The organism is Vibrio gazogenes (assembly GCF_002196515.1).
Classification (GTDB): Bacteria; Pseudomonadota; Gammaproteobacteria; order Enterobacterales; family Vibrionaceae; genus Vibrio; species Vibrio gazogenes_A.
Genome location: NZ_CP018836.1, coordinates 444,212 through 466,664 on the forward strand (window position 1 = coordinate 444,212; position 22,453 = coordinate 466,664).

A 22,453-nucleotide genomic window follows, 5' to 3' on the forward strand; every position below is an offset into this window, starting at 1 on the left:
CAGCATGGTTAACCGTATTGTGTGCTCTCCGCTCAGCGGGAAGAAAGTCGATTCAACAGCCGTCGCATCGCTCCGGACTTCGCTGGCACAGAGTGTGTCTGTTCATCGATAGCAGATGATGATGCTTCAGATAGCTCCGACGGCATTGTTGGCGTCGCTTCAGCACCGTCATCGGGCACTTCAGGAATCGCCTCAACAGCCCAGCGATCATACTCTGGCAGATAACGACACTGCTGCGTCGCGCTATCGAATGCCGGCAGTGGTGTAAATGTGGCACATTGCGGCTTGATATAATGATCATAGCCATATTCAATGAAAGCCAAACTGGTGCCGACAAACAAGCCGGTCTCATATGAATAATGATAAGCGGTTATTTTTTGGTTCATGCTTATAGCCATCCTCTGAAAATTTTCACCGAAATATTGGCCGTATACGGACGATTTTCATCAGCAGTCGGTACAACTCGAGATGTATCAATCGTCACAGCCGTATAACCGCTTCCAGCAGTGCCAGCAGACCTATTAGCCTGATACGATGATGGATAAAATGGGCCAGTTGCACTCATAAAATTGCCGGTTTGAATGCCGATTGTGCCAACAATATTCCTGATAGCATCCCCCTGTGTTACCCCATGTACAATTTCAGATGAAGCCCCACGCCGAAAGTGTCCCAGATGGAAATTCGGCAGAGTGAATGTAGTTGAACCATCGCCGTCACCGAAATAGGCGGCATACTTCATCGGGTCAGCATCTTTGTTCGTCTGATCAATGATCAGCTCGGCATCCTGGGCGTACTGCCACAAAATTGCATCGGTGGTCCGTGAGACTTCGCCTCCGTTGGCATTCAACCAGCCGGGGCGAGGTGCTGCGATTTGAAAATCAGCAATCATGCCGACAAAACTACGCTGTATATCATTACCTGTGGTCACTTGAGCCCACGAGCTCCATGTCCCAGCCGCTTTTGACCGGGTAAACGTTCTGTTCACTGCGGACGCATCATGTGCAGTTTGGTATAAATATTGTTCACTGCCACGTAACACCGTTAAAAACCAGCCATTTACACTGGGAACCGGTGGATTTAAAACAGCAGAAGAGGCAGTAAAAAACCCTGAGTTCACTTGGGTATCGAAATCAGTAAACGATGCAGCGGTACCAAATAACCCAAACTGTCCCAAAGTTTGCTTTAGCTGCTGCGGTGACACCACGCCATCGCCTTGCCCGGCATTGACTTGTGCATCACTCGCTAACACGACCGCCCCTTTTGCTTGGGTTGTTGCAGCGGGAAGATTATGTTCATCGAACCCCAGATGACGGCGATCGGTCACACGTCCGTCTGATTCAATCCACGCAATTTGCGTCACATAGTGCTGAATGCCATCAGCAACATAGTCGGTCAACGAAGTTGTACTAGCTGTAAGTTTCCAGTTGCTGCGCCAACGGCTCACCACGTCTCCCTGCCAGCTCACATCGAGGTAGACGCCCGATGCTGGCAGTACATCTGTGATTTCTGTCTGACCCTGATTGACACAACGCAACCCGGCCACATAACCCGTCCCGGCCTCACAAACATATTTACCACCCACTGACTGAACCAGAAAACCATCCGCCAAAAACGAAGCCGCACCGAACAGATCAGAACATGCCAAACGTAAGTCGTCATCCATACCATACAAACGGGCCTGATAATCGATTTGCCAGCTTTCCGGTGCTACATGAATATGTGCTGCGGTGGCTGCCCCGGCATATTGCTGCACACAAGAACGGATACTCGACATCTCCGGCTCTTTGGTTTCCGCAATTTTATGCACCGCCAAACCACAAGAATGCTCGGTATGCTTGTCATGCAGATAAATGGCATTAAAGGTAAATACCTCAACTTCACCGGGAATAACCACCGAGTAAATGACAGCATCATCATTCAACCTGGCCTTTTGGGTAATATCTTGCCGATGTACCCAATAAGACGAATCCGGCAATCCCAGATGACGATCAATGTCTTGTTCCGGATCCAAGTCCGGCAGATAAGCAAAAATCATTTCATTCATATCCGGGGCTTGCCCGTTGATGATCCGATCTTGCAAATATCGTTCAAATTCCAGAGGAATAACAACTTGACTCATAATAAACCTTTCTTTTAATCACGATGAACAAAGGGACGACAACATCAGCGATGGCTGTCAGCAGTTTTGCCATTATCGTGTTTTGAATGACATGATGATTGTGATTGCACCGTCAGCGAGGCTTCACTTTGTTCAGCACGCGTTGCATCATGGTCGGTTTAGGTGGTTCTTCAACCGGCTCGGGATATGACAAAACAGGACGCTCACCAAACGGAAAACCGTCACTGTCCGGGTAATCACACAGCAGTTTCCGATAGCCGAGTAAGCCTAAATACTCGGTGTCACTCAACGGTGAAGTCCGGTAATGCGGTTCATAGTTCTGGTCTTTTTCATATTGATCGATGCGATCGAGTACATTGCGAAGCTGCTCATCACGCCAGTTTTTCTCAACTGAAATTTTATAGTGACGCTCTTTCTCGACGTCATAGACCCATTTACCAGTGCTTTCATCCCAAGCATCGAATAACCCGGGGGCAATCAACGTATGTGTTTCCGGAACCGCACCTAGCTCGGTGATTTGATAGTCTTGGTCTGTTTCACTCTCTCGGTTCTTGGCATAAGCAATCTCACCCCGGTGGTCTTCCACTTGTTGCCATTGATCATCCATCAAGCGGACAACGTAACCATCCTCTGGCTGTGGTGGTGTCTCAAAAGTACAATCTACCGGCAGTTCAAAATACGGTTCAGTTATGGTGTGTTCGTGACCTTGGTGATCCCAGTAAGATGTCCCAATCCGGTTGCGATAAATTTTCCACACACCGTCCTTATATAAAACGGCTTGAGAACGTGGGTCATAATCTGGCGGCGGTGCTGTAATAGCGTTTTCTGGATATGTCCCGTCAGGCACACCAATGGTGGATGCGACACCGGTGTCTGAGTAATAGGTCTTTGATGCCATATTCTCAATTTCTGCCGACCATGTGCCACTTTCAGGATGAAAACGCGCTGTTTTGCCAATAGCCGACGGACGATACACAACTGGTGTACAATCAGATCCAAGCGCTGTCCCCGCAGCCACATGTTCAACGCCATTACCCATCCACCATCCGTTGCCGTCGATATATGAGACCTCGATATGTTGAGATTCAGCCATAAAAGCATTCATTATCCTAACCTCACAATCCAGTTATACTTACGGTTTTTAATGGTGTTTTCTTCTGCACCATAAGCTTCAATATTGATCGGGTGCGTATGTTCACCAGAGACCGAAGTCGCACCAACCCAGTTGCGATTGGCATTAAAATAGATATCATATTCCCCGGCTCCCCCCGCAGTCGTGTTACCATAATCTACTGTTTTGACAGCAGAAAAAGCCCCATTAGCTCCAATTACCCTTCTGACACCAGACTGAACCCCACTAAGCATACCGTAAATATTCATATTACCGCGTGCGTGATAGTGTGCACCCGCATTAGCCATCGTACCTGTATGTTCGTGCCGTTTAACCTGATCGGCTTCATAAGAAAGCACTGACTCCTCATCTTTCTTACCGACAATCGCCAGTCCGCGCATATCAGGCAAAATCCCATCGGTGTATAAAGCAGCCAGTACCGGATAAGCTTTTGTATCAAACGCCTGTCCTTTCATGATCGCCCATCCTGCGGGTGCGGTATCGGTCGGCCATGGCTGGGGGGCACCGACCGGACACATGCTGTTCGCATGATCTGCCATCAGAACTTCGGCCCATTTCTGACTATGCGAGTGATACACAACCAAAGTATTGTTGCCTGCGTGATATCCGCCGGCAATCACTGAGTAATCCCCACTGGGGTGTCGAACTTTCAGTCCCTGATACTCGATTTGCGTACCGGAAATCAGACTGGATGCAAAGTGAATCAACCCGGTCGGAACAGGATCGAATGCCGCATTACTGGCAATGACACCTAAATCAATGGCGGTACCAAAGCTACCAAACTGGCCCAGTGCTTGTTTCAGTTGTTGTGCAGATAAAACGCCCGTTCCCTGCCCCGTATTCGCTTGGTGATCAGTTGCTAAAATGACGGCACCTTTTGCAATACTCGTCGCATCCGGCAGCTTGTTTTCATCCAGTCCTAAATGCCGCAAATCCGTTACACGACCATCCGTTTCAACTTGGGCAATTGGCGCGACGTAATGCTGAATACCATCTTCAACATAGTCGGTTAATGGGGTATCACTGACGACTAACTGCCAATCTGTCGCCCAGCGACTGACCACTTGTCCCTGCCAACTGACATCCAAGTAAATTTTAGACCCAGCCTGAATATCAGGGAGTTGAGCCGGTTGTTCATTGACACAACGCAGACCTGCAATATAACCGATTCCTGCAGCACAGACATACTGACCATCCACTGCCTGAACCAGAAAACCGTCGGCAAAGAATGACGCGTTTCCAAACAGGTCAAAACATGCCAAACGTAAGTCGTCATCCATACCATATAAACGGGCGTGATAATCGATCTGCCAGCTTTCCGGTGTCACGGTAATCTTCGCAGCTTTTGCAGCACCGGTATATTGCTGCACGCAAGTCCGGACACTCGACATCTCCGGCTCTTTGGTTTCCGCAATTTTATGCACCACCAAGCCACAAGAATTCGCAGTCTGTTTGTCATGCAGGTAAACCGCATTAAAAGTAAACGCTTCAACTTCACTGGGAATCACCACCGAATACGCCACAGAATCGTCGTTCAGTTTCGCCTTCTGCGTTATATCCTGGCGATACACCCAATAACTCGGAGCCGGAAGTCCCAAATGACGATCAATCACTTGCTCCGGGTCTAAATCCGGCAAATAAGCAAAGATCATCTCATTCATATCCGGAGCCAGACCGTTCAACAGTCGCGCTTGCAGATAACCTTCAAATGCCAAAGGAATTGCTACTTGACTCATCATTTCCCCCGTTACAGTGATGCACTATACAGTGCAAATGTTTGATGAAATCCGTTGGCTGCCAGTGTCACCGTTGACGGATAAACAATTTGAAAACGGTAACGACGACAAGTACGACCGTACTGGCGAATCAAAGTCTGAACCAAGCGGGTATTCATCGAAATATCACTGTCGCTCAATTGGATCAGGCAGACATCCCACTCGGTCGGGTCCTGCCGCTCCTTGAAATCGACAATCCCGACGCCTAACCGGGCAAAAATGCGTTTAAACCCAGCGACACTGCCGGCATCTTTGGCATTAATCGCGGCATATTTCACCCGAGACCGAAACAAACTCAACGGCTCTCCGGCAAAACGCTGAATGTCGCGATCCCAAGCAAGTAAGTTCAACAAAGACTCATGACAGGTCAGTGCATCGATCTGTTGCAACGGAAACAGCAAGCCCGAGCGAATTTTGTTCAGGAAGGCTTTCACCCCCCGGGTCAGAAAATAAGGTTCTTTCAGCACTTCCGAGGTCGTTTCACCATCTTCCCACCACGGAATCACAATCTCTTCCATTTGAGGTGCATTATTGTCCTTCATCTGCCAACTCCCCAACTGTTAAAGATTTCAAACGCGGCTGTGTGTAACCACTGACAATATCTTCCTGAATCTCGCCATCAAGCGTGATCCGGACTGACTTCACATTTGCCATGTTATTGTGAATCTCTGTCGCCATGCGGGAGATACTAAACCGGCTCTGTGGCGCAGCACGGGTCATTTCGTCATACGCTTTAGTTTCACGAAAGGCAGCCCGAATCCGATCTTTCACTTCCTGAAGCGTTTCTGTCATCTGCGCGACGGTCAGGTTCTTTGCCAGTACCACATTCGCAATCACCTCGTGACGCGTTTCAGGAATCGGTTTACAGGTCAGTACATCCCCGTGACCGTGATGGCCCTGATTCATGATGTAATCATTGAGTGTGTCAATGATCGACTGTGGTGTTTCACCCACTTCCACCAAAATCAGCGCTTCGGCCGTCCCCGGCGAGATATCGCCAGTATTGCGGAAGAAAATATTGTCACTGCGAATGCCCGCAACACTGGCAATAATCGACCGGTAAACATCATTGATATGCCACTCACCAGAGCCGGTAAAGGCATTTTGAAGCCGCAATGCGAGCTCTTCATCCGTTTCTTCATTCGCGCCTAAGCGAGTAATCCATCCTGCGTCATTGACCACAGCAACAATGCCCGGGACTTCTGTCGGTAAAATATTGAGATAACCGGCAGGCAGGTTATAAGCAACACCGGCTTGTTCGGCTTCAACGGGAACCTGTCCGCTGGCCTGTCCGGCAGGAATCACCGTATCTTTAGTGACCTTAACCCGATACACGACACCTTCAATTGCAAGTGTCTGTATAAATACACCCCGCTCGACAAGCACTTCGTCATTGGCATTTTCTTTGGTCATCGTTAGATAACCCTGCGTTTTCACAGCTTGCTTCGGTTCAACGTTCAGTTCCCACGCTTTCAGTTCCAGTGCCCAGCGTTCTGCGGTTGCCACGAACATATTCGGCATGACATGCGTCACTAAAAGCGTTCTGGTCATCCATAATGCCGGTTTGATAACCGCAGCCCGAACCCAGCGCCAGAACGGTGACATTTCAGAGTCATTCGCCAGCAAGCTGCCTGCCGCAGACACTTCGGTTTTCAATTGGTCTTCTAATGCCTGCTCGCTCAGCGGAACGCCGGATTCCGCCAGGATGGTTAAAAAATCGGCTTGGGGTCTGTTACTCATGTGTTCACCTCTGTATTGATAACGCCCTCACTGTCATATGCCTGAGCAGAGAGCCCGATGGTGCCGGATACATCTCCGGTCACGGTGACTGTACCCGGAATAATCCGGGGATCTTGTTCCGCAATTTGTTCAATTTGCAGCAGCACATTGGCCCGCAACACTGGATTTCTCTCAGCCTGAAGTGCTCTGGCTAAACCCGATTCCATAATGGCGTGCTTGACATCCTGAGCGATACTGTAGGTATCGCTGCAGATAATTGGCTGTTGGCCAGCATCAATATCCCAGCCGCCATCGACTACTTTGATATCGATATACTGTTTATCCGACATTGAGTTCGTCCCATTCTGCGAGTTGATCCGGCGTCAAACCATTCGGTGCGGTGATGTAAACGTCACCAAAGCGTTTCACATCACTCACCTGTTGGCTTTGCGTCGTGGTCATGTTCTGCACCATACCGGCAGGCAAAGTGTTCTGTTTCTGTTTATAGGCGATGACTACATTCTCAGACGAGTGTGCAGTTGCTGACTCAGATGTTCGAGTGACCGGCCTGACTTGTTTCTGAATATTTTCTGTCGTACGGGCTTCCGTTAAGACGCGCTTCTCTGATTTAGATGCCCGAGTCACCGGCTGGACTTGTTTCCTAATATTTTCTGTCGTATGGGCTTCCGTTAAGACACGCTTTTCTGATTTAGATGCCCGAGTCACCGGCTGAACTTGTTTCTGAATATTTTCTGTCGTACGGGCTTCCGTTAAGACGCGCTTTTCTGATTTAGATGCCTGAGCCACCGGCTGGGCTTGTTTCTGAAGCTTCTCCGCCGCACGGGTCTCCGTTGACATCCCCTGTTCGGGTTTCTTCGCATCATCGCTTCCGAATGAAAGACCAAGCTTGCCTGCTATCCACGAAATACCCGAGCCAATGCTTTTAAACATCCCGATGATTTTATCAACATAGCCTTTTATCTGATTGAAAATCTTACCGAAAATAGCACCAAAACTTGTGCCGGACAGATAAGAAACAAACTGCCCCCACATATCACTCAGCCAGCCAAACAAATGGCCGATTTGCTGGAAAATCTCGATTTTCGACATGGCCGCAACCAAGTCATCCCAATATTTGATAATCAGATAAACAGCTGCGATCAACGCAACGATTCCCAATACAATCCAAGTGACAGGGCTTGTCATCACCATCATCGCGGTTGAGACACTCGGAATCAAACGGCCAAAAACAGCCATCACGTTTGACATCGCGCCCATTACCCCTTGAAACGTGGTGATCACGGTTGAAGCCGATCCCATCACACTTTGGAAAACACCGGCAGAATCAGAGACCAATGTGATCGCACTTTGTACCCCACTGATAGTCCCGGAAGCCGATTTCATGACCCCATCAAGGGATGTCATGCCTGCAGCAACCAATTCCGTGCCGCCAGAAAGGAAGGGAAACTTTTCACCTAATGCAGTAACTTTGGCTATCCCTTCCCCCATCCCTTGAGAGAGACTGTTTTTAACATTATCGAGCGAGGAAGAGATCGGACCTAAAAATTGTTGTGCTCGCCCGCCCATGCCAGATAGTCCTGCTGCTTTTTGCGAAATACTCGTTAATTGCAGGTTGACCGATTTCGCAAAGTTTTTGGCACCATTTTTAAATCCGCCGGTAGAAAAAACCGTTCCGACGTTTTTGATCCGGCCGATCAGACTTTGGGTTTGTTGTGAGATGCCTGCAAACTGTTGTTTTACAGCGCTGGCAAACCCCTTGACACCATTCGCCGAAAACGACGTGGTCAGGCGCTTACCAATTTGAATATAATTCTGGGTTCGTTGTGACAAAGCTGCAAATTGCGCCTTGGCAGTATTGGAAAAATCTTTGGCTTTCGTTTTAGCCAGATCAAATGTTTCGACGACATTGTCGATCCCCTGATCGAGACTGTCAGCAAACTTGTTGATGCCTCCTTCTGCATCTTTAAATACTTGGACCAGTTGACTCCCAAGCCCGAGCGAGAGGATCTCGCTCGATGCTGTAGAAACATGCTCAAGAATGCGACCGACATTTTCCAGAGAGTCGGCACCTCCGACCTCCCAATCCATCGTCAATATCGGTTCAAGGGACGTTCCCATTTCAGTGAACGTCTGTACGACATCTGAAGCACTGGATTTTACCTTGTCAAAATCGCTACTGGCGGTTTGGACAATCTGATTGATCTGGTCAACGACGCCGGTCAAAGGCTGAGTCACCTTATCAATCATATTGATTTCTATTAAGACTGAATCGTTCATCGGTGATTAAATAACCTCGCAACTGCACTCATAACCGCGACTTCCATACGCTCTTTCTCGTGTTGATCGAGCCAGAGCGCCCTGGCTAACTCTTGCGGCTCATCCTCTCCGTCAGGAAAGTAATGCCGCCGCAGGGTGAGCGCCTGTTCCAACCCGTTGGTTTCAATGCGCTTCACCCACTCTGTTAGTTTTTTAGGGTAATTGAAATCCCGCCTTTGGAAGATTCATGAACCAGACCGAAGACTTCCATCACCAGACCGGGAACCGTATTCATCAGTTCAACTAATTCACTCTTCTGCTCGGCATCAACCGTGCGCTCAAGATAAGTTCGTGCCGGTTCAACTTTACTGTCCATTGATACATGGTTGGTGTAGTTGTTGGCATCATTCACTGTTGGTCTGAACGTAAAATCAGTCTCACCAATCGTGACGACAACCGGTTGAATTGTAAAAGCTGCTTTAGCCATGTCTTTTTCTCTCTTCATTATGTGCCACAAGACACTGATAAAAATTACTGTTAAGTTGGGGTCAGCCCATCATTCAGGCCGCAGAAATCCCTCAGGGCTGACCCTGATTTAGTGGTTTCTCGATGATTTTCTCAGCCTCGGTAATCGCAAGCCTGAGTGTTAAGGCTGTCCCCTAAGTCGGAATCGCGGTCTAGTCCGCCGGATTAAAAACAGATTCGATGGTAATTTTCACGTAGCAAAAAATGCCATAGGTTTTCATTCAACCATCAATTCAATCTGAACCCATATCAATTAACTGACCAAGTTACGGGTATCCGCTTTAGACAGGTAAGGCACACCATTGATCTTGACAAAGTTCGGACTGGTGACAAAACCTTTCAGTTTGCGAGTCGATTTATCTGCACTTTCTGAATCGATATTGAGTAGATCTGACACCAGGAATTTCACCCCATACAACTCGATTTTGTCTTCATCTTCACCGTTATGGGCATAGAACTGAATATCCTGGAGTTTGATATCACGATAGCTGCCAGCTTCTTTGGCGGCTGCATGTACCTTCTGGAACTGTTTCAGATCCATTTCGAGCTCAACATCACAGCTGACTTTACCGTCGGTATAGCCATCGGTGACACCGCGGGTAAAGGCAACGGCTGACTCATCATTGATCGTCGCTGTCGCACTTTTAACATGGACATACACTCCAAATAGTGTCGTATCAAAGCTACGACCGGAAAAACGGGCACTCATGCTTCATCTCCTTGGCTGATATAGATTGCAACAGTAATTTTGACCGGGCATTCATACGGCTGAACAGCCATATAAATTTCAACTTCAGTGCTGTTGACCCATTTGATTTGAATGTCGTCATCTTCCGGTGGATAAATCTCACCCGGATTGCCGATCAGTGCCATTTCACGCAGATCCTGCGTCATAAAGAGTTTTGCCTGCGCTTCACTCTGTGGCGTTGAGTTGAATGTCCGATCCGCGATACGGGCAATGGCACGAATGCGAACTTTACGGGCTGCTTTCATTGCCACACGGATATGACGGATATCCTGAAAATCACCGCCTTCCACATCGAGTGTGCGACCCGTTGTCCAGTATTGACCATCGTAGTCCGGATACCACATCGGGCAAGCAATGCGATTAGACTCAAGAGTTTTCAAGACAGACAGTGCTAGCGCTTTACCATCTTTGTCTGTCAGAAAATCCGTTGAACCGACAACACTACCGGTTTTAATCCGTGCCGGAGAATCCGCAATCGATGCATTCACCTGATTGGCCAGACGACCACAGTATTTACCCAGTGTCGAACCATCTGCATGAACCGATGGCACAACCGTAATATATTGGCTGGCAACCCCGTCAACAATTGCAACCGACTTCGCTAACCAAGCTTCCCAAGTTTCGCCGTTGGTTGCGTCGGTATTATCGATTTCCGGCAAACAGCAAATGGCGAAGGTTTCACGGCCAAGTGCATTTTTCAGCTCAGTACGCATGGCAATCGCATCTTCAAGCAAGGTTTTATCCGTTGCAGGGAAATCCAATACGAATGCTTCGAAACTCGCGGTTTCATTGGCTTTACGGACGGCATCTTTCCAGTCATCGGCTTGATCAAGGACCATCACGCCGGCAGTCCATTCGCTGCCACCATTCAACTGCGCAGCCATCACCGTCGCTTGCAGAGACTCACCAGCTGAAGATAATGCTGTTTCCAGATCGGTTGAAGCATCAACAACCGTTAACTCACGTTCCGCACCGGAAACGGTTCCGTATCCGACAAACAGAAAATGATACTCCACCCCGGCAATGGGGCCTTTCATCATGTTTTTAATATTAATAATAACGCTGGGCCACGCCATGTTATCCGCTCCTATTTAATGTGATCATCCGATTGTTCTACTTGCATGTCATATCGCTACTTACAATGCCAAACAACCGCTTGGTGTGATCAAACCCCAACCGGGATTCAATCGCCTTTGGTGTGGGTGAATCAGAAATAATGCGCTGTCATCACCGGCCTGTTTGGCGCAAACCGGTAGTGAAATGACCCAATGTTTCTGCCACCCAGATTTCATATGCATCAATGCGCCACTGTTTACCACGCCAATAAATTGGTCCCGCGACGTCTTCTGTCACACTGATTGGTTCTTCAAACTCAATGTCGATAATGATCGTCGAATGCGTGTCATCCACGGTTGTCATCTCAATCATTGGATTTGCCAGTGTCGCGCCGGCCTCCCGATCGGAATCATGATCCATCAACCAGGCCCCCACATTGGCAAACAGTACCGCAGGGCTATAGGTGAGATGGGGAAAGTTATTGAACACCAGACGAGCGTGATACCGCATGCTCAGTAACTGGCAACCATTGCCCAGAAACTGACTGTCCAGACTCAGGGAGGTATTCTTCATTTGGGTTGTCAGGTTTTGTGCAATCTCATCTCCGACACACGTCGCAATGAATGTTTTAAGTTCTCTGAGCTTATCGCCCGCTTCATACTGAGCCATGAAACTGTCACCTTAGTGTGGGTTAGCTTTCCCGAAGTTGAGCTTTCTTAATTTGATAAATAATTTATAAATATCAATTAATTACATAGAAACAACTTCGTTTTATTTCCCCATTTTGCTGGGTTGAGAGAAGAATACTCGGTCTGAAAAAAAGATGCATCACGTTGAATTCGGCCTGATTCGGATATGGCATAAAACGGAACAGACTGGAATAAATCGGGAGAAAATACGTGATGAACGGTGCGGTTTTATCGATATTTTGTTCGATATCATGGTGTGGAACCGTAAAACTTCTCAGGCAATCCCCCAGGGATAATTTGGCGACCATTGCGGTCTAATCCCTGTGATCAATCGCCGCAAAATCCGCGCACGTCAGATAGCATCGGTGTTGCACTGAGTTTGTTCGCATTTCATGGTAAGTTTTTTTACATTTCGCTAGGTGTATACCATGGATGTTGTTATAATTGCGTCAATTATTCATCAGAGGGAAAGGTATAAATATGAGAGTGTTATGCCCTGAGTGTGGTCAGAAAAGCCGGATTCAAAAATCGAACCGGATAACGAACAGTCATGCTGATTTGTACTGTAGTTGTAGTGATCCTGAGTGTGGTCACACATTCGTCATGAATCTATCTTACAGCCATACTCTGAGCCCTTCGGCCAAGGCCGCCAACCAATTAGTCTGCAATCTAATCAAGTCCCTGCCGCCCGAAAGCAGGGCCAGTCTACAACAAGAATTGTCCTTAATTTAACCGGTTTCTCTCCCTGTCAGTCAGCCGCTGTTCGTATTTTTCTCTATCGGCTGACTGCGTTTTTTCTCCTTTCTTTCCTCTTTCTTCTTCCTCATTGTCTTCCAGACCTGTTCAGGATAAATGTAAATTATCTTTCATAAAGACTGGCACGCAGGCTAGATAAGATAAGACTGTTGGCATGACCGCGACACGATCCGATTCAACAATCACGGATATCAAAAATCTTCCTGCATCATCCCCAAACCGCTCGGTCTTAGGAATCAACAGGAAGATTTTAGCGTGAATATCGGATTGACGTGACTCATCTCAACCATATGACTCAAGCCGAGTGGGAAAAGATTTCAAGGTGTGACTTTGGATGCTCGCCATTGCAGATAGTCATCCGCCCGGCCGGCACACTGACTCAACGCTGATTTCAGACGGGGAATATCTTCCGTGACAATCTCCGGCCAAGTGCCACTGATACTGGGTTTATAACAAGGGACAATGATGCCTTCCGGTGGCAAAACATACTGGGTCTGAATCACTGGTTGTGGTTCAGTATGACTCGCGCAACCGTTCAGTAACGGTAATAGGAACAACGCAAGAATGACCCGATATTTCCTGTTGCAGTGTTTGAATCTCATGGCGTAGTTTTTCCTCGTTATCCGCACTGTTTCGGGCCCGTTTGATCAGGAGTTGATTCATCTGTTCCCGCTCCTGAGCAACCTGATCCAGTACATTTTTCTGCATCATAATCTGTACACTGGATTGAGCGACTTGCGCTGTCAGTTTTTCATTCTCAGCAACCAACCATTTGATTCTGAGCATCACACTGCCAACCCCACACCCAAGCAGCACGAAAATGCCAAGTCTTACATATCCTTTAAAGATCATACATCACCTCTGAATCCGAGGGGGTATGTCCCAGTTGTATCAATGCATCCCTGACTGAAATCTGTCCCAGACAAAGCTGAGTTTCAATCTCTCTGCGTGTGACGATCCCCCGGCAACGATTCTGTGCCACGCGGCAGTCTTTACCGTTCAGATATACCCAGCGATTAAACTCCTGACACGCCCCTTCAATATCCTGTTGCTTTAGTTTGCGATAGAGTGTTGAGCGGCGCAGCGCATTCGTCCCGAGGTTATAGCTGAAATCAAGCGCGGCAATGTGCACATTGGCCGGCAGTTGATAATGCAAGTTCTCGAGTGGCTGGTTATGATAATTCAGGGAACTGGCGAGCATCATGGCACACTGTTCATCACTGTAAGACATATCCTGACGAACCCCTGCCGTTTCTCCGAAACAGACCGTCCAGACTCCTCCCGGATCTTGATAAGCCTCATTTCTCTGACCTTCAAATGTGCCGGTGACAGCCACAGCACCAAAAAGCACCGTACCAATCAATCGGTTATATTTCATGCTGACCTCTATCTTTATTTTGACCTTTACCTTTGTGACTGAAACAGAAACAAACGCACCAATGTAATACCAATGCCGATCACGGATAAGGTTGTACCAATGAGGAAAGCGATATCTGAACCATACCAGACAAAGTTTCCCGTCAGAATGTCATGTAAACTTGAATTCATCATCGACTGATAATTCTCTGCACCCTGAGCGACACTGACACCAACCCCCGTACCACTTCCAACAGCAATTGACATCGTTGCTTTTTCAGAAATAACAGCTCCCCCCTGTCCGGTTTTGAAAGAAAAAAGACTCATCGCTGTGGTTCTCCTGTCAAGTAGAAAGGACGATTTGTATCCAGATTGAATACACGAAAATGAACCCCGTCTGATTTGTCTTGAAACATTCATGCATCCTCATAAATGTGTAGCTTGTTCATATCCCGCTCCCAATGTTTGAACAGATGTTTGCTGGGATGCTTCCCTTTATCACAGCGATAATCATGTTCCAGCCATGCCTGACAAATGGTATCGGTCGGAGCAAACTGATAATGATACATTCGGGTTTTGAACCGTGCTGCAATGGCCGATAACCCGGCAGCATGCTTTGCGGAAATCCCCTTCTGAACCATATTGGTCACAGTGCTATATTTCACTCCAAGGTAGTTGGCAATATATTCATACGCTTTACACTTATTCATCGGCATCCGCCGGACCAAAGCTGAGAACGCATGATTCATGAGCTCTTTGCGCATGGCGTTCATTTCTACTGTGGTAAATTCCATAATCTATTTCCCCATTTTTATGCTCTGGTGTCGCTGCCCTAGCTCAGCAACACGTTTGAAAATGCCGGTTAACGTCCTCGGATCCGGTACCCCTCGCTCACAACGCAGTCGATCAAATTCAGTTGTCACGGCTCGTGGTGACAATCGGATAACCTGCGGTGGTAACGTGCCATTTCGTTCCCGTTGTAACCATTTGTGATAAGTCTTTGCGAAAAGCTGCTGCGCTTTTTCCTGATTGAACTTTCGTGCATCAAATTCACATTCGTTGCGCACCAGTTGTTCCAGACGACTTTGCGGTGCGCGCCGCGTTATCATGCGCTGATAAGCAGGCAGCCATGCCTCGTCATCCAAACACCAGGCACAAAATTTTCCTGGTCCGGGAATAAAATCGGATGAATTCGCCCGTGCCATTCGCAGACCACGCTGTACCTGCACCATGGTATTCACACCCTGCTCCATCATGGCTTTGACATAGTTCAACTTCAGTGTTTCGTATTCCTGTTCACTCCGAATTGAGGCACGCCATGCCGGATGAATCCCCCGTAGCTCACGTAAAATCATGTTGACGATCTGGGCGGCAAAAGTATCGGCAGACTGTTGATCTGCGACCGTTTCACTATCCGCTGACAGCATCTTCAGTCCATTCTGTATTGCTTCATCGGTTATTGACTTCATCATCGATTCCTCACCCGTGTTATGAATCAGTTATGTCGTTCAGGAAACTGATGTAACGCATGAATCCACCCGGTATCCTCATCATCAGGTTCCCAGTTTCGCAACGAATGTCCCGCGGTAGCGTTTTCGCGCACATACCGCGCTTGTGAGAGATAACCCGGAAATTTGTTGGTATTGAACAGTGTGGCCGGCCGCAAATATTGGCGCATCCGGGCATCATTTCCCCACTCTCGAACTTTGTGATCAATCACAGCCACGAGATCCTCAACCGAGAAATCTTCCTGTAAGCGCGCCATAATTAAACTGGCGGTTTGCCCCTTTGGCTGAAACCGTGTTTGTGCCGCTTGATTCAAATGAAAAACAACGGCTTGCATCGTTTGATGTTGTGATGATGTTGTCACAGCGACATCACTTTTTGCTAATGGCCGGGCAAGGATCATTGCTTGATCATTCCGTTCTTGTTGTGGATCAGTCATTATTTGTGTCGTTTGAGCCGGATCTGGTTCAGCCAGATCTGGCTTATCCGTTTCAGCACACGGGCTTGCCTCAATAGCCTTATCCGGATGAGCCGTTTTTGGTTCATCGAAAACGATGTATTCAATTTCTCCGGAGGCTCGCTTTTGTGTCGTCACATAACCGACCTGCCGCAACTCTTTCAAAATGGCGTAAACGCCATCCCGACCCGTTTTCTTCGCAGATCCTTGCGTCACATTGGCTAAATGAGCAGGGCTAACCTGCCAGTGATCCGGCTTAGAAAGCAGATAAGTCAACATTCCCATCGCCTGAAAGGACAAATGCCCTTCCTGAAAAATATGATTGCCGACCAACGTAAAACACTGCTCCCGCTTGGCCCGTCTAATACTCATCCATACACCTTTTTAACGACCGAAATATCATGTCTTTGCCAGACTGAAAAACGGATAAGGATCCAACACCTCACCACTATTTTGATGGTAATAGTAAGAAAACTTTCACTCAGTGTAAATATAACGACGTAATAAAATTTTCTTTCCTAGTGTAAAAATCATTACAAAAGTGCTGTATACTTGGATTGAAAAGGGCTATGATGGGAATTCTGAATGCGAACACCTGTCAGGGTTCTGGAAAGAAACAACCAATTGAGGATACCCCGTCATCACGGGCAGTGTGATTTATGATTGTTGAATTAGGCGAACGTCTCAAAGCCAGACGAGAAAGTTTAGGGCTCACCCAAGACATGCTGACGGCCCGAGTGAAAGAGATTGATTCATCACTGAGTCTGAATCGGATTACGATCAGTCAGATCGAAAACGGCATTCAGTCAAGTATGAAAGATCGCTTATTACTGGCGATGTCTAAAGCATTAGAATGTTCACCGGAATGGATTGTATACGGCACCAATTCTGCCAATGCCGAGCACGCGGATATACCGTCGCAGGCAAACGTCAGTCATGGTCCCGCTGTTTCGACCATGTGTCCGGTCATCTCCTGGGTGAAAGCCGGTGATTTTTCTGAAGCGGTAACCCCGTATGCGCCGGATGAATATGAATATTATCCTTGTCCGGTGCACAGTGGCCCCGGCACTTATATTCTCCGGGTTCGGGGTGACTCGATGGAACCAAGGTTTGAGGAAAACGATTTGATCTTTATTGATCCGAATCTCGTCGAACCAGAACACAACAAGTTCGTCATTGCGATGCTGACCGATTCGGCAGAAGCAACATTCAAACAGATACAAGTTATTGATAATAAGAAATATCTGAAGGCGCTTAATCCTTCCTATCCGCCAGAACTGCGGTTTTTATCAATCAATGGTAACTGTCAGATCATTGGGACAGTCATTGCCCACATGAAACCCATTTAACATTCTGTTTTAACATTGAACTCATTAAAAAGGGGAGCTATAAAAGCTCCCCTCTCAGATATAACCAATCACGCTGTTACAGAATCATACCACCAAAGATAAATCCGAACGTCACTGCTGAAGTGATAGTCACCACACCCGGAATAAAGAACGGATGGTTGAAGACATAACTGCCGATTCGGGTTGACCCCGTATCATCCATCTCGACTGCCGCCAATAATGTTGGATAAGTTGGCAGAACAAAGAGCGCACTCACAGCAGCAAAAGAAGCAACGGCTGTCAACGGTGCGACACCAATGGCTAGTGCAGCGGGCATCAGTGCAGTCGTTGTCGCACCTTGTGAATAAAGCAGCATTGATGCAAAAAACAGAGTAATCGCCAGCATCCATGGATATTGCTCAAGAATATGTGCCGATAATTCTTTAATCTCGTTGATATGACCGGAAACAAAGGTATCACCTAACCAAGCAACCCCAAGTACACAGACACAAGCACTCATCCCAGATTTAAACGTTGAAACTGAGCTGATTTTTGAAGCATCGACCTTCGTAAACAGGATAATGGCCGTCGCTGCCATCAGCATAATCGCCATAATGGCTTGGTTACGACCGATTGCAGGGTCAGTAATCAATCCGACAGTCTTACTAATCATTGTCGCGTAAGCAACCACAGCAACAATCGCAATGACGAAGATATAAACAGAAGTTTTTGCTGATGGTAGGATCTCACGTTTGGTTGCACCGCGAACTTTAATCAGACCTTTTGCCAGACGTTCTTGATAAATCGGATCATCTTCCAGATCTTTACCTAAGAAATTAGCGACAAAAGCACCAACCATACAGGCTGCAAACGTGGTTGGAATACACACAGCCAGCAACATAAGATAACCGACGCCTAACGGCTCAAGAATACCAGAGAAAAAAACCACAGCTGCGGAAATGGGAGATGCTGTAATCGCAATTTGAGATGCGACCACCGCTATCGACAGGGGACGTGACGGTCTGACTTTTTGCTCTTTCGCCACTTCAGCAATAACCGGCAAAGTTGAAAATGCCGTATGACCAGTGCCCGCCAAAAGTGTCATCACAAAAGTTACGATGGGCGCATAAAAGGTAATATGTTTCGGATTTTTTCTTAAAAACGTTTCTGCCAGGTCAACCAGCCAGTCCATACCACCGGCAACTTGCATCGCTGCAATTGCGGTAATCACGGACATAATGATTAAAATAACATCGACCGGGATGGTACCTGCGTGCATGCCCAATCCCATTGTCAAAATGATGACCCCTGCCCCGCCGGCAAATCCAATGCCGATACCGCCAATTCTGGCGCCGAGAAAAATGAAGAGCAGGACAATAAACAGCTCTACTGCTACCATGATGATACCTCGTTAAGTTATTGTATTTTAATTAATAATTTTTATTTCAATATTGAATAATGACTTAGTGGGGCAATTGATAGCAGATCCATTGCAAGCACCCTCTCACAAACTAAAATCCCTTACATCTCAACCACTCAATAACGACTTTAATTTACGAACACGTCTTGCTTTTTTGTTACAGGAAATTAAACGATAAATAACGTCCTGAACCCAAAAATATATTTATGAAATCAATATTTTTCCTCAATTCACAAATAAAAAACACACTATATTTACATTTGAAACAATTGATTATTTAAATAAATCAATTGAAACTTTATTATTTCCTATAGGTAAAAAGTGACTCAAATTGATAACGCTTGTTATGTTGCATATTCAGTGACAACAATAAAAGAAACGGAGGAAATCTTGACAGGTTAGCCTGATCGAGGGAGACGGATAGATAAGAACAGAAAACATCTCTCATAGTAATCATCAAGAATCCTTAGTTTATTATGTCGGAAATCATGTAATGATGACCGTTCACTAAAATATAAGAATCCTTTCTGGGCAAAGATTAGTTTAAAAATCCATCCTGATTTTGGAGTTCATCATACCGTACCAACGCAAAAATAACAGTACTTAGATCACCTTTTTGGTGCATCCGGTTATTGACCAAAAAATAAATAAATAAAAATTGATCTAAATAAAATAATGAACATCTTGAAGAGATCTGACACAACAAAGTTGTGTCAGATATATATGAATAAATTGATGTTAATCAATTAACCATTCCGATAAATATAACTATAGGCATTAATAGCCGGGACACCACCCAAGTGTGCATATAATACTTTGGCACCTTTGGGAAAGAATCCCTTCCGGGTCAAATCAATCAAACCTTGCATCGATTTTCCTTCGTACACCGGATCGGTCATCATACCTTCCGTACGCGCTGCAATTCGAATCGCATCATTGGTCTCATCAGAAGGAACACCATAAGCCGGATAAGCATAATCATCCATGATGACGATATCTTCCGCTGTGATTTCTTGGCCCAATTCAACCAAATCAGCCGTATGCTGTGCAATACGTAAAACCTGCTCATGGTTTTTCTCCGGGGTACCTGAAGCATCAATACCAATCACATTTTGTGCTCTGCCATCTGCCGCAAAACCGACAACCATCCCGGCCATGGTAGACCCCGTCACCGTACACACCACGATATAATCGAATTTGATTCCCATGTCGGCTTCTTGTTCGCGAACTTCTTCAGCAAACCGGACATACCCTAACCCGCCATATGGATGCTCTGATGCACCGGCAGGAATCGGATAAGGAACACCCCCTTTTGCTTTGACATCTTCAATTGCATTTTCCCAACTTTCGCGAATACCAATATCAAACCCTTCATCAACCAGTTCAATCTCGGCACCCATTACCCGGCTCATCAGAATATTGCCGACACGATCATAGACCGCATCCTGAAATGGCACCCAGCTCTCCTGTACCAGCCGACATTTCATGCCGATTTTCGCAGCCGTCGCCGCCACCAGACGAGTATGGTTTGATTGCACACCTCCGATAGTCACTAATGTATCGGCACAACTGGCAAGCGCCTCAGGGACGATATATTCCAGCTTCCGAATTTTGTTACCGCCAAAAGCCAGCCCACAGTTGCAATCTTCTCGCTTGGCATAAATTTCCACTTCTCCTCCGAGAAATTCACTCAGGCGACTGAGCTTTTCAATCGGGGTCGGACCAAAATTCAGCGGGTAACGTTCAAACTTCTCCAATTTCATGACAAATTTCCTTATATGCGATAACAATCTTGTTTGAAAGGATATGCATTTAGATTACTCAATCTGAAATGAAATGTGCTTCCGATTTGTTTTCATTTTTTTAATATAAATTTTACATATACGCCATAAATAGATATTTTAATGAATAAATAACCATTAAAATGCAAGATAATTTCATGAATCAATCACTTGATCGCATCGATCTGAAACTGCTACGCCTGTTACAACAAGACGGCAGAGCGAGTAATGCCGTATTGGCAGAAAAAACCAATATTAGTCCGGCGACGTGTCATCGCCGTGTTGAACGCTTGTTCAAGCAAGGGACAATTCAGTCAGTCAGGGCAGAAGTTAATCCACAGGATATTGATTTGGGCACTTTGGTTACTGTTGGTGTGGTGCTGGATCGCTCAACACCGGAAAGCTTTGCCGCATTTGAAGCGGCAATTGTTCGCCTGCCTGTCATGATTGATTGCCAGTTAGTTGCGGGGGAATTTGACTATTTTCTCCGGGTCCGGGTACAAGATATGGCGGATTTCAATCAACTGCATGCGACTCAGTTGATCGCCCTGCCCGGTGTCCGACAAATCCGAACCTTTTTTGTGATGAAAGAAGTCATTCACCATGCGCCGTTACGGTTCTAACTCACGCGATATGCAGTCATGGTAGAGGGATAATCACATCGCAGCATAAAAAAACGGGGCTCAAAGCCCCGTTTCTCTTTATATCTGCAAAAACAACATGATATATCTGCAAAAAACAACATGGTTATATTAGAAGTGCAGTTGAATCACTGACACGACGATACAGCCCGGACGTCTGATACCATCAATCTCAACACGAATTTCACGCTCGATTTCCAACCCTTTACGCACGGGGGTCACCTTGGTCAGAATACTTTTCGCCCGGACCCGATCACCTGACTTCACCGGATACGGAAAACGCACCTGATTCAGACCAACGTTCACAACCATTTTTGCGGTCGGAAATAACGGCACTTCAGGATTCACGCTGTCAGTCAGTTTTGGTAACAATGCTAACGTCAGAAAACCATGTGCAATGGTTGTCTTAAACGGAGACTCAACAGATGCTCGCTCTGGATCCGTATGAATCCACTGTGTATCTTCAGTCACAGAACCAAATTGATCAATCCGGGACTGGTCAATATTCAACCACTCCCCGACATGGATCACTTCACCAATTTTTTCCCGTAGCTCTTCATACAAAGCCTGAGCTTCCGGGGTTAATTTCAGCGTTTCTTGAGTAAAGGCAGCTGATTCACGTTTTAACGCAGCATGATCTGCATCGTTCGGCAGATTAACCTCTTCATTCACCGCAGGTTGATGAAAATCTCTGATCCACGAAAATAGGTGAAAGTTATTCGTTTTTGTCAGCAATTCTTCCCAATACTCACGCATTGCCGGCGGCATTTTCTGCATCAATTCTGCATGCTGCTTGCTTAATATTTCACCACGTTGCTTGAACAGTTCGACGACTTTCATCTCAACTCCTTGCTCCATTACTATGAAGTCTGTAACGGCTTGATTTTGAACTACTTCACAGAAAGGTGCAAACACTTTCGGGCGTACATGCGTTAACTGAACAGTGTTTTTTATATATATTTCATTAACTTACAAATAAAACGCCATTTTATTAGAACAATAGAGCGCCACTGGTACGATCTCTTTGCATCCATCCTGTCTACAGGGTTCAAAAGAACACTGTTTCTTTTTTTAGTTTAAAAATCAATGTCATAGAAAATTCACATTCCCCGACTCGATCTGATGTATCATAAGTGATTAAAAAATAACCAGACTTGCTATGACATAC

The 22,453-nt window shown here is 46.5% G+C and carries 26 protein-coding genes; 3 read left to right on the forward strand and 23 right to left on the reverse strand.

Features of this window, described 5'->3' with window-relative positions; genetic code table 11:
* Positions 1-32: 32 nt before the first annotated feature.
* From BSQ33_RS17615 to BSQ33_RS17675, 13 genes are all read right to left on the reverse strand, one after another.
* Positions 33-386 carry a hypothetical protein gene (locus tag BSQ33_RS17615; protein WP_088134799.1) on the reverse strand — a complete coding sequence of 118 codons (354 nt, stop codon included), beginning with the start codon at positions 384-386 and terminating at the stop codon, positions 33-35.
* Positions 387-388: 2 nt separating this feature from the next.
* Positions 389-2,119, reverse strand: coding sequence for a phage tail protein (locus tag BSQ33_RS17620; RefSeq protein ID WP_021019849.1), 1,731 nt, complete (start codon positions 2,117-2,119; stop codon positions 389-391).
* A 112-nt stretch (positions 2,120-2,231) separates the two neighbouring features.
* On the reverse strand, positions 2,232-3,212 hold the full coding sequence (locus tag BSQ33_RS17625; protein WP_141650674.1) for a hypothetical protein: 981 nt from the start codon (positions 3,210-3,212) through the stop codon (positions 2,232-2,234).
* An 11-nt stretch (positions 3,213-3,223) separates the two neighbouring features.
* The gene (locus BSQ33_RS17630; RefSeq protein ID WP_088134800.1) at positions 3,224-4,990 is read right to left on the reverse strand and encodes a tail fiber protein; all 1,767 of its coding nucleotides are present in this window, start codon (positions 4,988-4,990) and stop codon (positions 3,224-3,226) included.
* Positions 4,991-4,998: 8 nt separating this feature from the next.
* On the reverse strand, positions 4,999-5,583 hold the full coding sequence (locus BSQ33_RS17635; RefSeq protein WP_420070644.1) for a phage tail protein: 585 nt from the start codon (positions 5,581-5,583) through the stop codon (positions 4,999-5,001).
* Positions 5,555-6,766, reverse strand: coding sequence for a baseplate J/gp47 family protein (locus BSQ33_RS17640; protein WP_088134802.1), 1,212 nt, complete (start codon positions 6,764-6,766; stop codon positions 5,555-5,557). The genes BSQ33_RS17635 and BSQ33_RS17640 overlap by 29 nt, the downstream gene beginning before the upstream one ends.
* Positions 6,763-7,095 carry a DUF2590 family protein gene (locus BSQ33_RS17645; protein WP_021019854.1) on the reverse strand — a complete coding sequence of 111 codons (333 nt, stop codon included), beginning with the start codon at positions 7,093-7,095 and terminating at the stop codon, positions 6,763-6,765. The genes BSQ33_RS17640 and BSQ33_RS17645 overlap by 4 nt, the downstream gene beginning before the upstream one ends.
* Positions 7,085-9,013 carry a phage tail protein gene (locus BSQ33_RS17650; protein WP_157721427.1) on the reverse strand — a complete coding sequence of 643 codons (1,929 nt, stop codon included), beginning with the start codon at positions 9,011-9,013 and terminating at the stop codon, positions 7,085-7,087. Before BSQ33_RS17650 ends, BSQ33_RS17645 begins: the two co-directional genes overlap by 11 nt.
* Positions 9,014-9,039: 26 nt before the next feature.
* The gene (locus BSQ33_RS22260) at positions 9,040-9,219 is read right to left on the reverse strand and encodes a DUF6890 family protein (RefSeq protein WP_021019856.1); all 180 of its coding nucleotides are present in this window, start codon (positions 9,217-9,219) and stop codon (positions 9,040-9,042) included.
* An 8-nt stretch (positions 9,220-9,227) separates the two neighbouring features.
* Positions 9,228-9,509, reverse strand: a complete 282-nt coding sequence (locus BSQ33_RS17660) for a putative phage tail assembly chaperone (protein ID WP_021019857.1) — start codon at positions 9,507-9,509, stop codon at positions 9,228-9,230.
* A 291-nt stretch (positions 9,510-9,800) separates the two neighbouring features.
* Positions 9,801-10,256: a phage protein gene (locus BSQ33_RS17665; protein ID WP_072959879.1), complete on the reverse strand. Its 456-nt coding sequence runs from the start codon at positions 10,254-10,256 to the stop codon at positions 9,801-9,803.
* The gene (locus BSQ33_RS17670) at positions 10,253-11,371 is read right to left on the reverse strand and encodes a DUF2586 domain-containing protein (protein ID WP_072959881.1); all 1,119 of its coding nucleotides are present in this window, start codon (positions 11,369-11,371) and stop codon (positions 10,253-10,255) included. Before BSQ33_RS17670 ends, BSQ33_RS17665 begins: the two co-directional genes overlap by 4 nt.
* Before the next feature lie 151 nt (positions 11,372-11,522).
* Positions 11,523-12,020 (reverse strand): phage tail protein, encoded by a 498-nt coding sequence (locus BSQ33_RS17675; RefSeq protein ID WP_088134804.1) that lies wholly within the window; start codon positions 12,018-12,020, stop codon positions 11,523-11,525.
* 500 nt (positions 12,021-12,520) lie between these two features.
* On the opposite strand from BSQ33_RS17675, the gene BSQ33_RS17685 reads away from it, so the two are divergent.
* Complete coding sequence (locus BSQ33_RS17685; protein ID WP_021019862.1) at positions 12,521-12,772, forward strand: ogr/Delta-like zinc finger family protein; 252 nt, start codon at positions 12,521-12,523, stop codon at positions 12,770-12,772.
* Positions 12,773-13,113: 341 nt separating this feature from the next.
* Here BSQ33_RS17685 and lysC read toward each other — a convergent pair whose 3' ends face one another.
* The 7 genes from lysC to BSQ33_RS17720 all read right to left on the reverse strand — a co-directional run bounded on the left by lysC (position 13,114) and on the right by BSQ33_RS17720 (position 16,487).
* Positions 13,114-13,299 (reverse strand): hypothetical protein, encoded by a 186-nt coding sequence (lysC, locus tag BSQ33_RS17690; protein WP_027694126.1) that lies wholly within the window; start codon positions 13,297-13,299, stop codon positions 13,114-13,116.
* A gap of 10 nt (positions 13,300-13,309) precedes the next feature.
* Positions 13,310-13,648: a hypothetical protein gene (locus tag BSQ33_RS17695; RefSeq protein WP_088134806.1), complete on the reverse strand. Its 339-nt coding sequence runs from the start codon at positions 13,646-13,648 to the stop codon at positions 13,310-13,312.
* Positions 13,638-14,174: a lysozyme gene (locus BSQ33_RS17700; protein WP_021019865.1), complete on the reverse strand. Its 537-nt coding sequence runs from the start codon at positions 14,172-14,174 to the stop codon at positions 13,638-13,640. The genes BSQ33_RS17695 and BSQ33_RS17700 overlap by 11 nt, the downstream gene beginning before the upstream one ends.
* Positions 14,175-14,200: 26 nt before the next feature.
* Positions 14,201-14,479 (reverse strand): hypothetical protein, encoded by a 279-nt coding sequence (locus BSQ33_RS17705; RefSeq protein ID WP_021019866.1) that lies wholly within the window; start codon positions 14,477-14,479, stop codon positions 14,201-14,203.
* An 89-nt stretch (positions 14,480-14,568) separates the two neighbouring features.
* Positions 14,569-14,946, reverse strand: a complete 378-nt coding sequence (locus BSQ33_RS17710) for a hypothetical protein (RefSeq protein WP_072959894.1) — start codon at positions 14,944-14,946, stop codon at positions 14,569-14,571.
* Positions 14,947-14,949: 3 nt separating this feature from the next.
* Positions 14,950-15,624 carry a replication protein P gene (locus BSQ33_RS17715; protein ID WP_085049847.1) on the reverse strand — a complete coding sequence of 225 codons (675 nt, stop codon included), beginning with the start codon at positions 15,622-15,624 and terminating at the stop codon, positions 14,950-14,952.
* A gap of 23 nt (positions 15,625-15,647) precedes the next feature.
* A complete protein-coding gene (locus BSQ33_RS17720) occupies positions 15,648-16,487 on the reverse strand; it encodes a conserved phage C-terminal domain-containing protein (protein WP_021019870.1) in 840 nt (279 codons plus the stop codon).
* 287 nt (positions 16,488-16,774) lie between these two features.
* Here BSQ33_RS17720 and BSQ33_RS17725 point away from each other — a divergent pair, with 287 nt between their 5' ends.
* Positions 16,775-17,464 carry a LexA family protein gene (locus BSQ33_RS17725; RefSeq protein WP_021019871.1) on the forward strand — a complete coding sequence of 230 codons (690 nt, stop codon included), beginning with the start codon at positions 16,775-16,777 and terminating at the stop codon, positions 17,462-17,464.
* A 76-nt stretch (positions 17,465-17,540) separates the two neighbouring features.
* Here the strand turns inward: BSQ33_RS17725 and BSQ33_RS17730 are convergent, their stop codons facing one another.
* Both BSQ33_RS17730 and BSQ33_RS17735 read right to left on the reverse strand, forming a co-directional pair.
* Positions 17,541-18,842, reverse strand: a complete 1,302-nt coding sequence (locus BSQ33_RS17730) for an anaerobic C4-dicarboxylate transporter (RefSeq protein WP_021019872.1) — start codon at positions 18,840-18,842, stop codon at positions 17,541-17,543.
* 767 nt (positions 18,843-19,609) lie between these two features.
* A complete protein-coding gene (locus BSQ33_RS17735) occupies positions 19,610-20,626 on the reverse strand; it encodes a 1-aminocyclopropane-1-carboxylate deaminase (RefSeq protein WP_088134807.1) in 1,017 nt (338 codons plus the stop codon).
* A 176-nt stretch (positions 20,627-20,802) separates the two neighbouring features.
* Between BSQ33_RS17735 and BSQ33_RS17740 the strand changes: the two genes are divergently transcribed.
* Positions 20,803-21,267 (forward strand): Lrp/AsnC family transcriptional regulator, encoded by a 465-nt coding sequence (locus BSQ33_RS17740; RefSeq protein ID WP_027694127.1) that lies wholly within the window; start codon positions 20,803-20,805, stop codon positions 21,265-21,267.
* Positions 21,268-21,396: 129 nt separating this feature from the next.
* Here the strand turns inward: BSQ33_RS17740 and BSQ33_RS17745 are convergent, their stop codons facing one another.
* On the reverse strand, positions 21,397-22,125 hold the full coding sequence (locus BSQ33_RS17745) for a MaoC family dehydratase (protein ID WP_021019875.1): 729 nt from the start codon (positions 22,123-22,125) through the stop codon (positions 21,397-21,399).
* Positions 22,126-22,453: the final 328 nt, after the last annotated feature.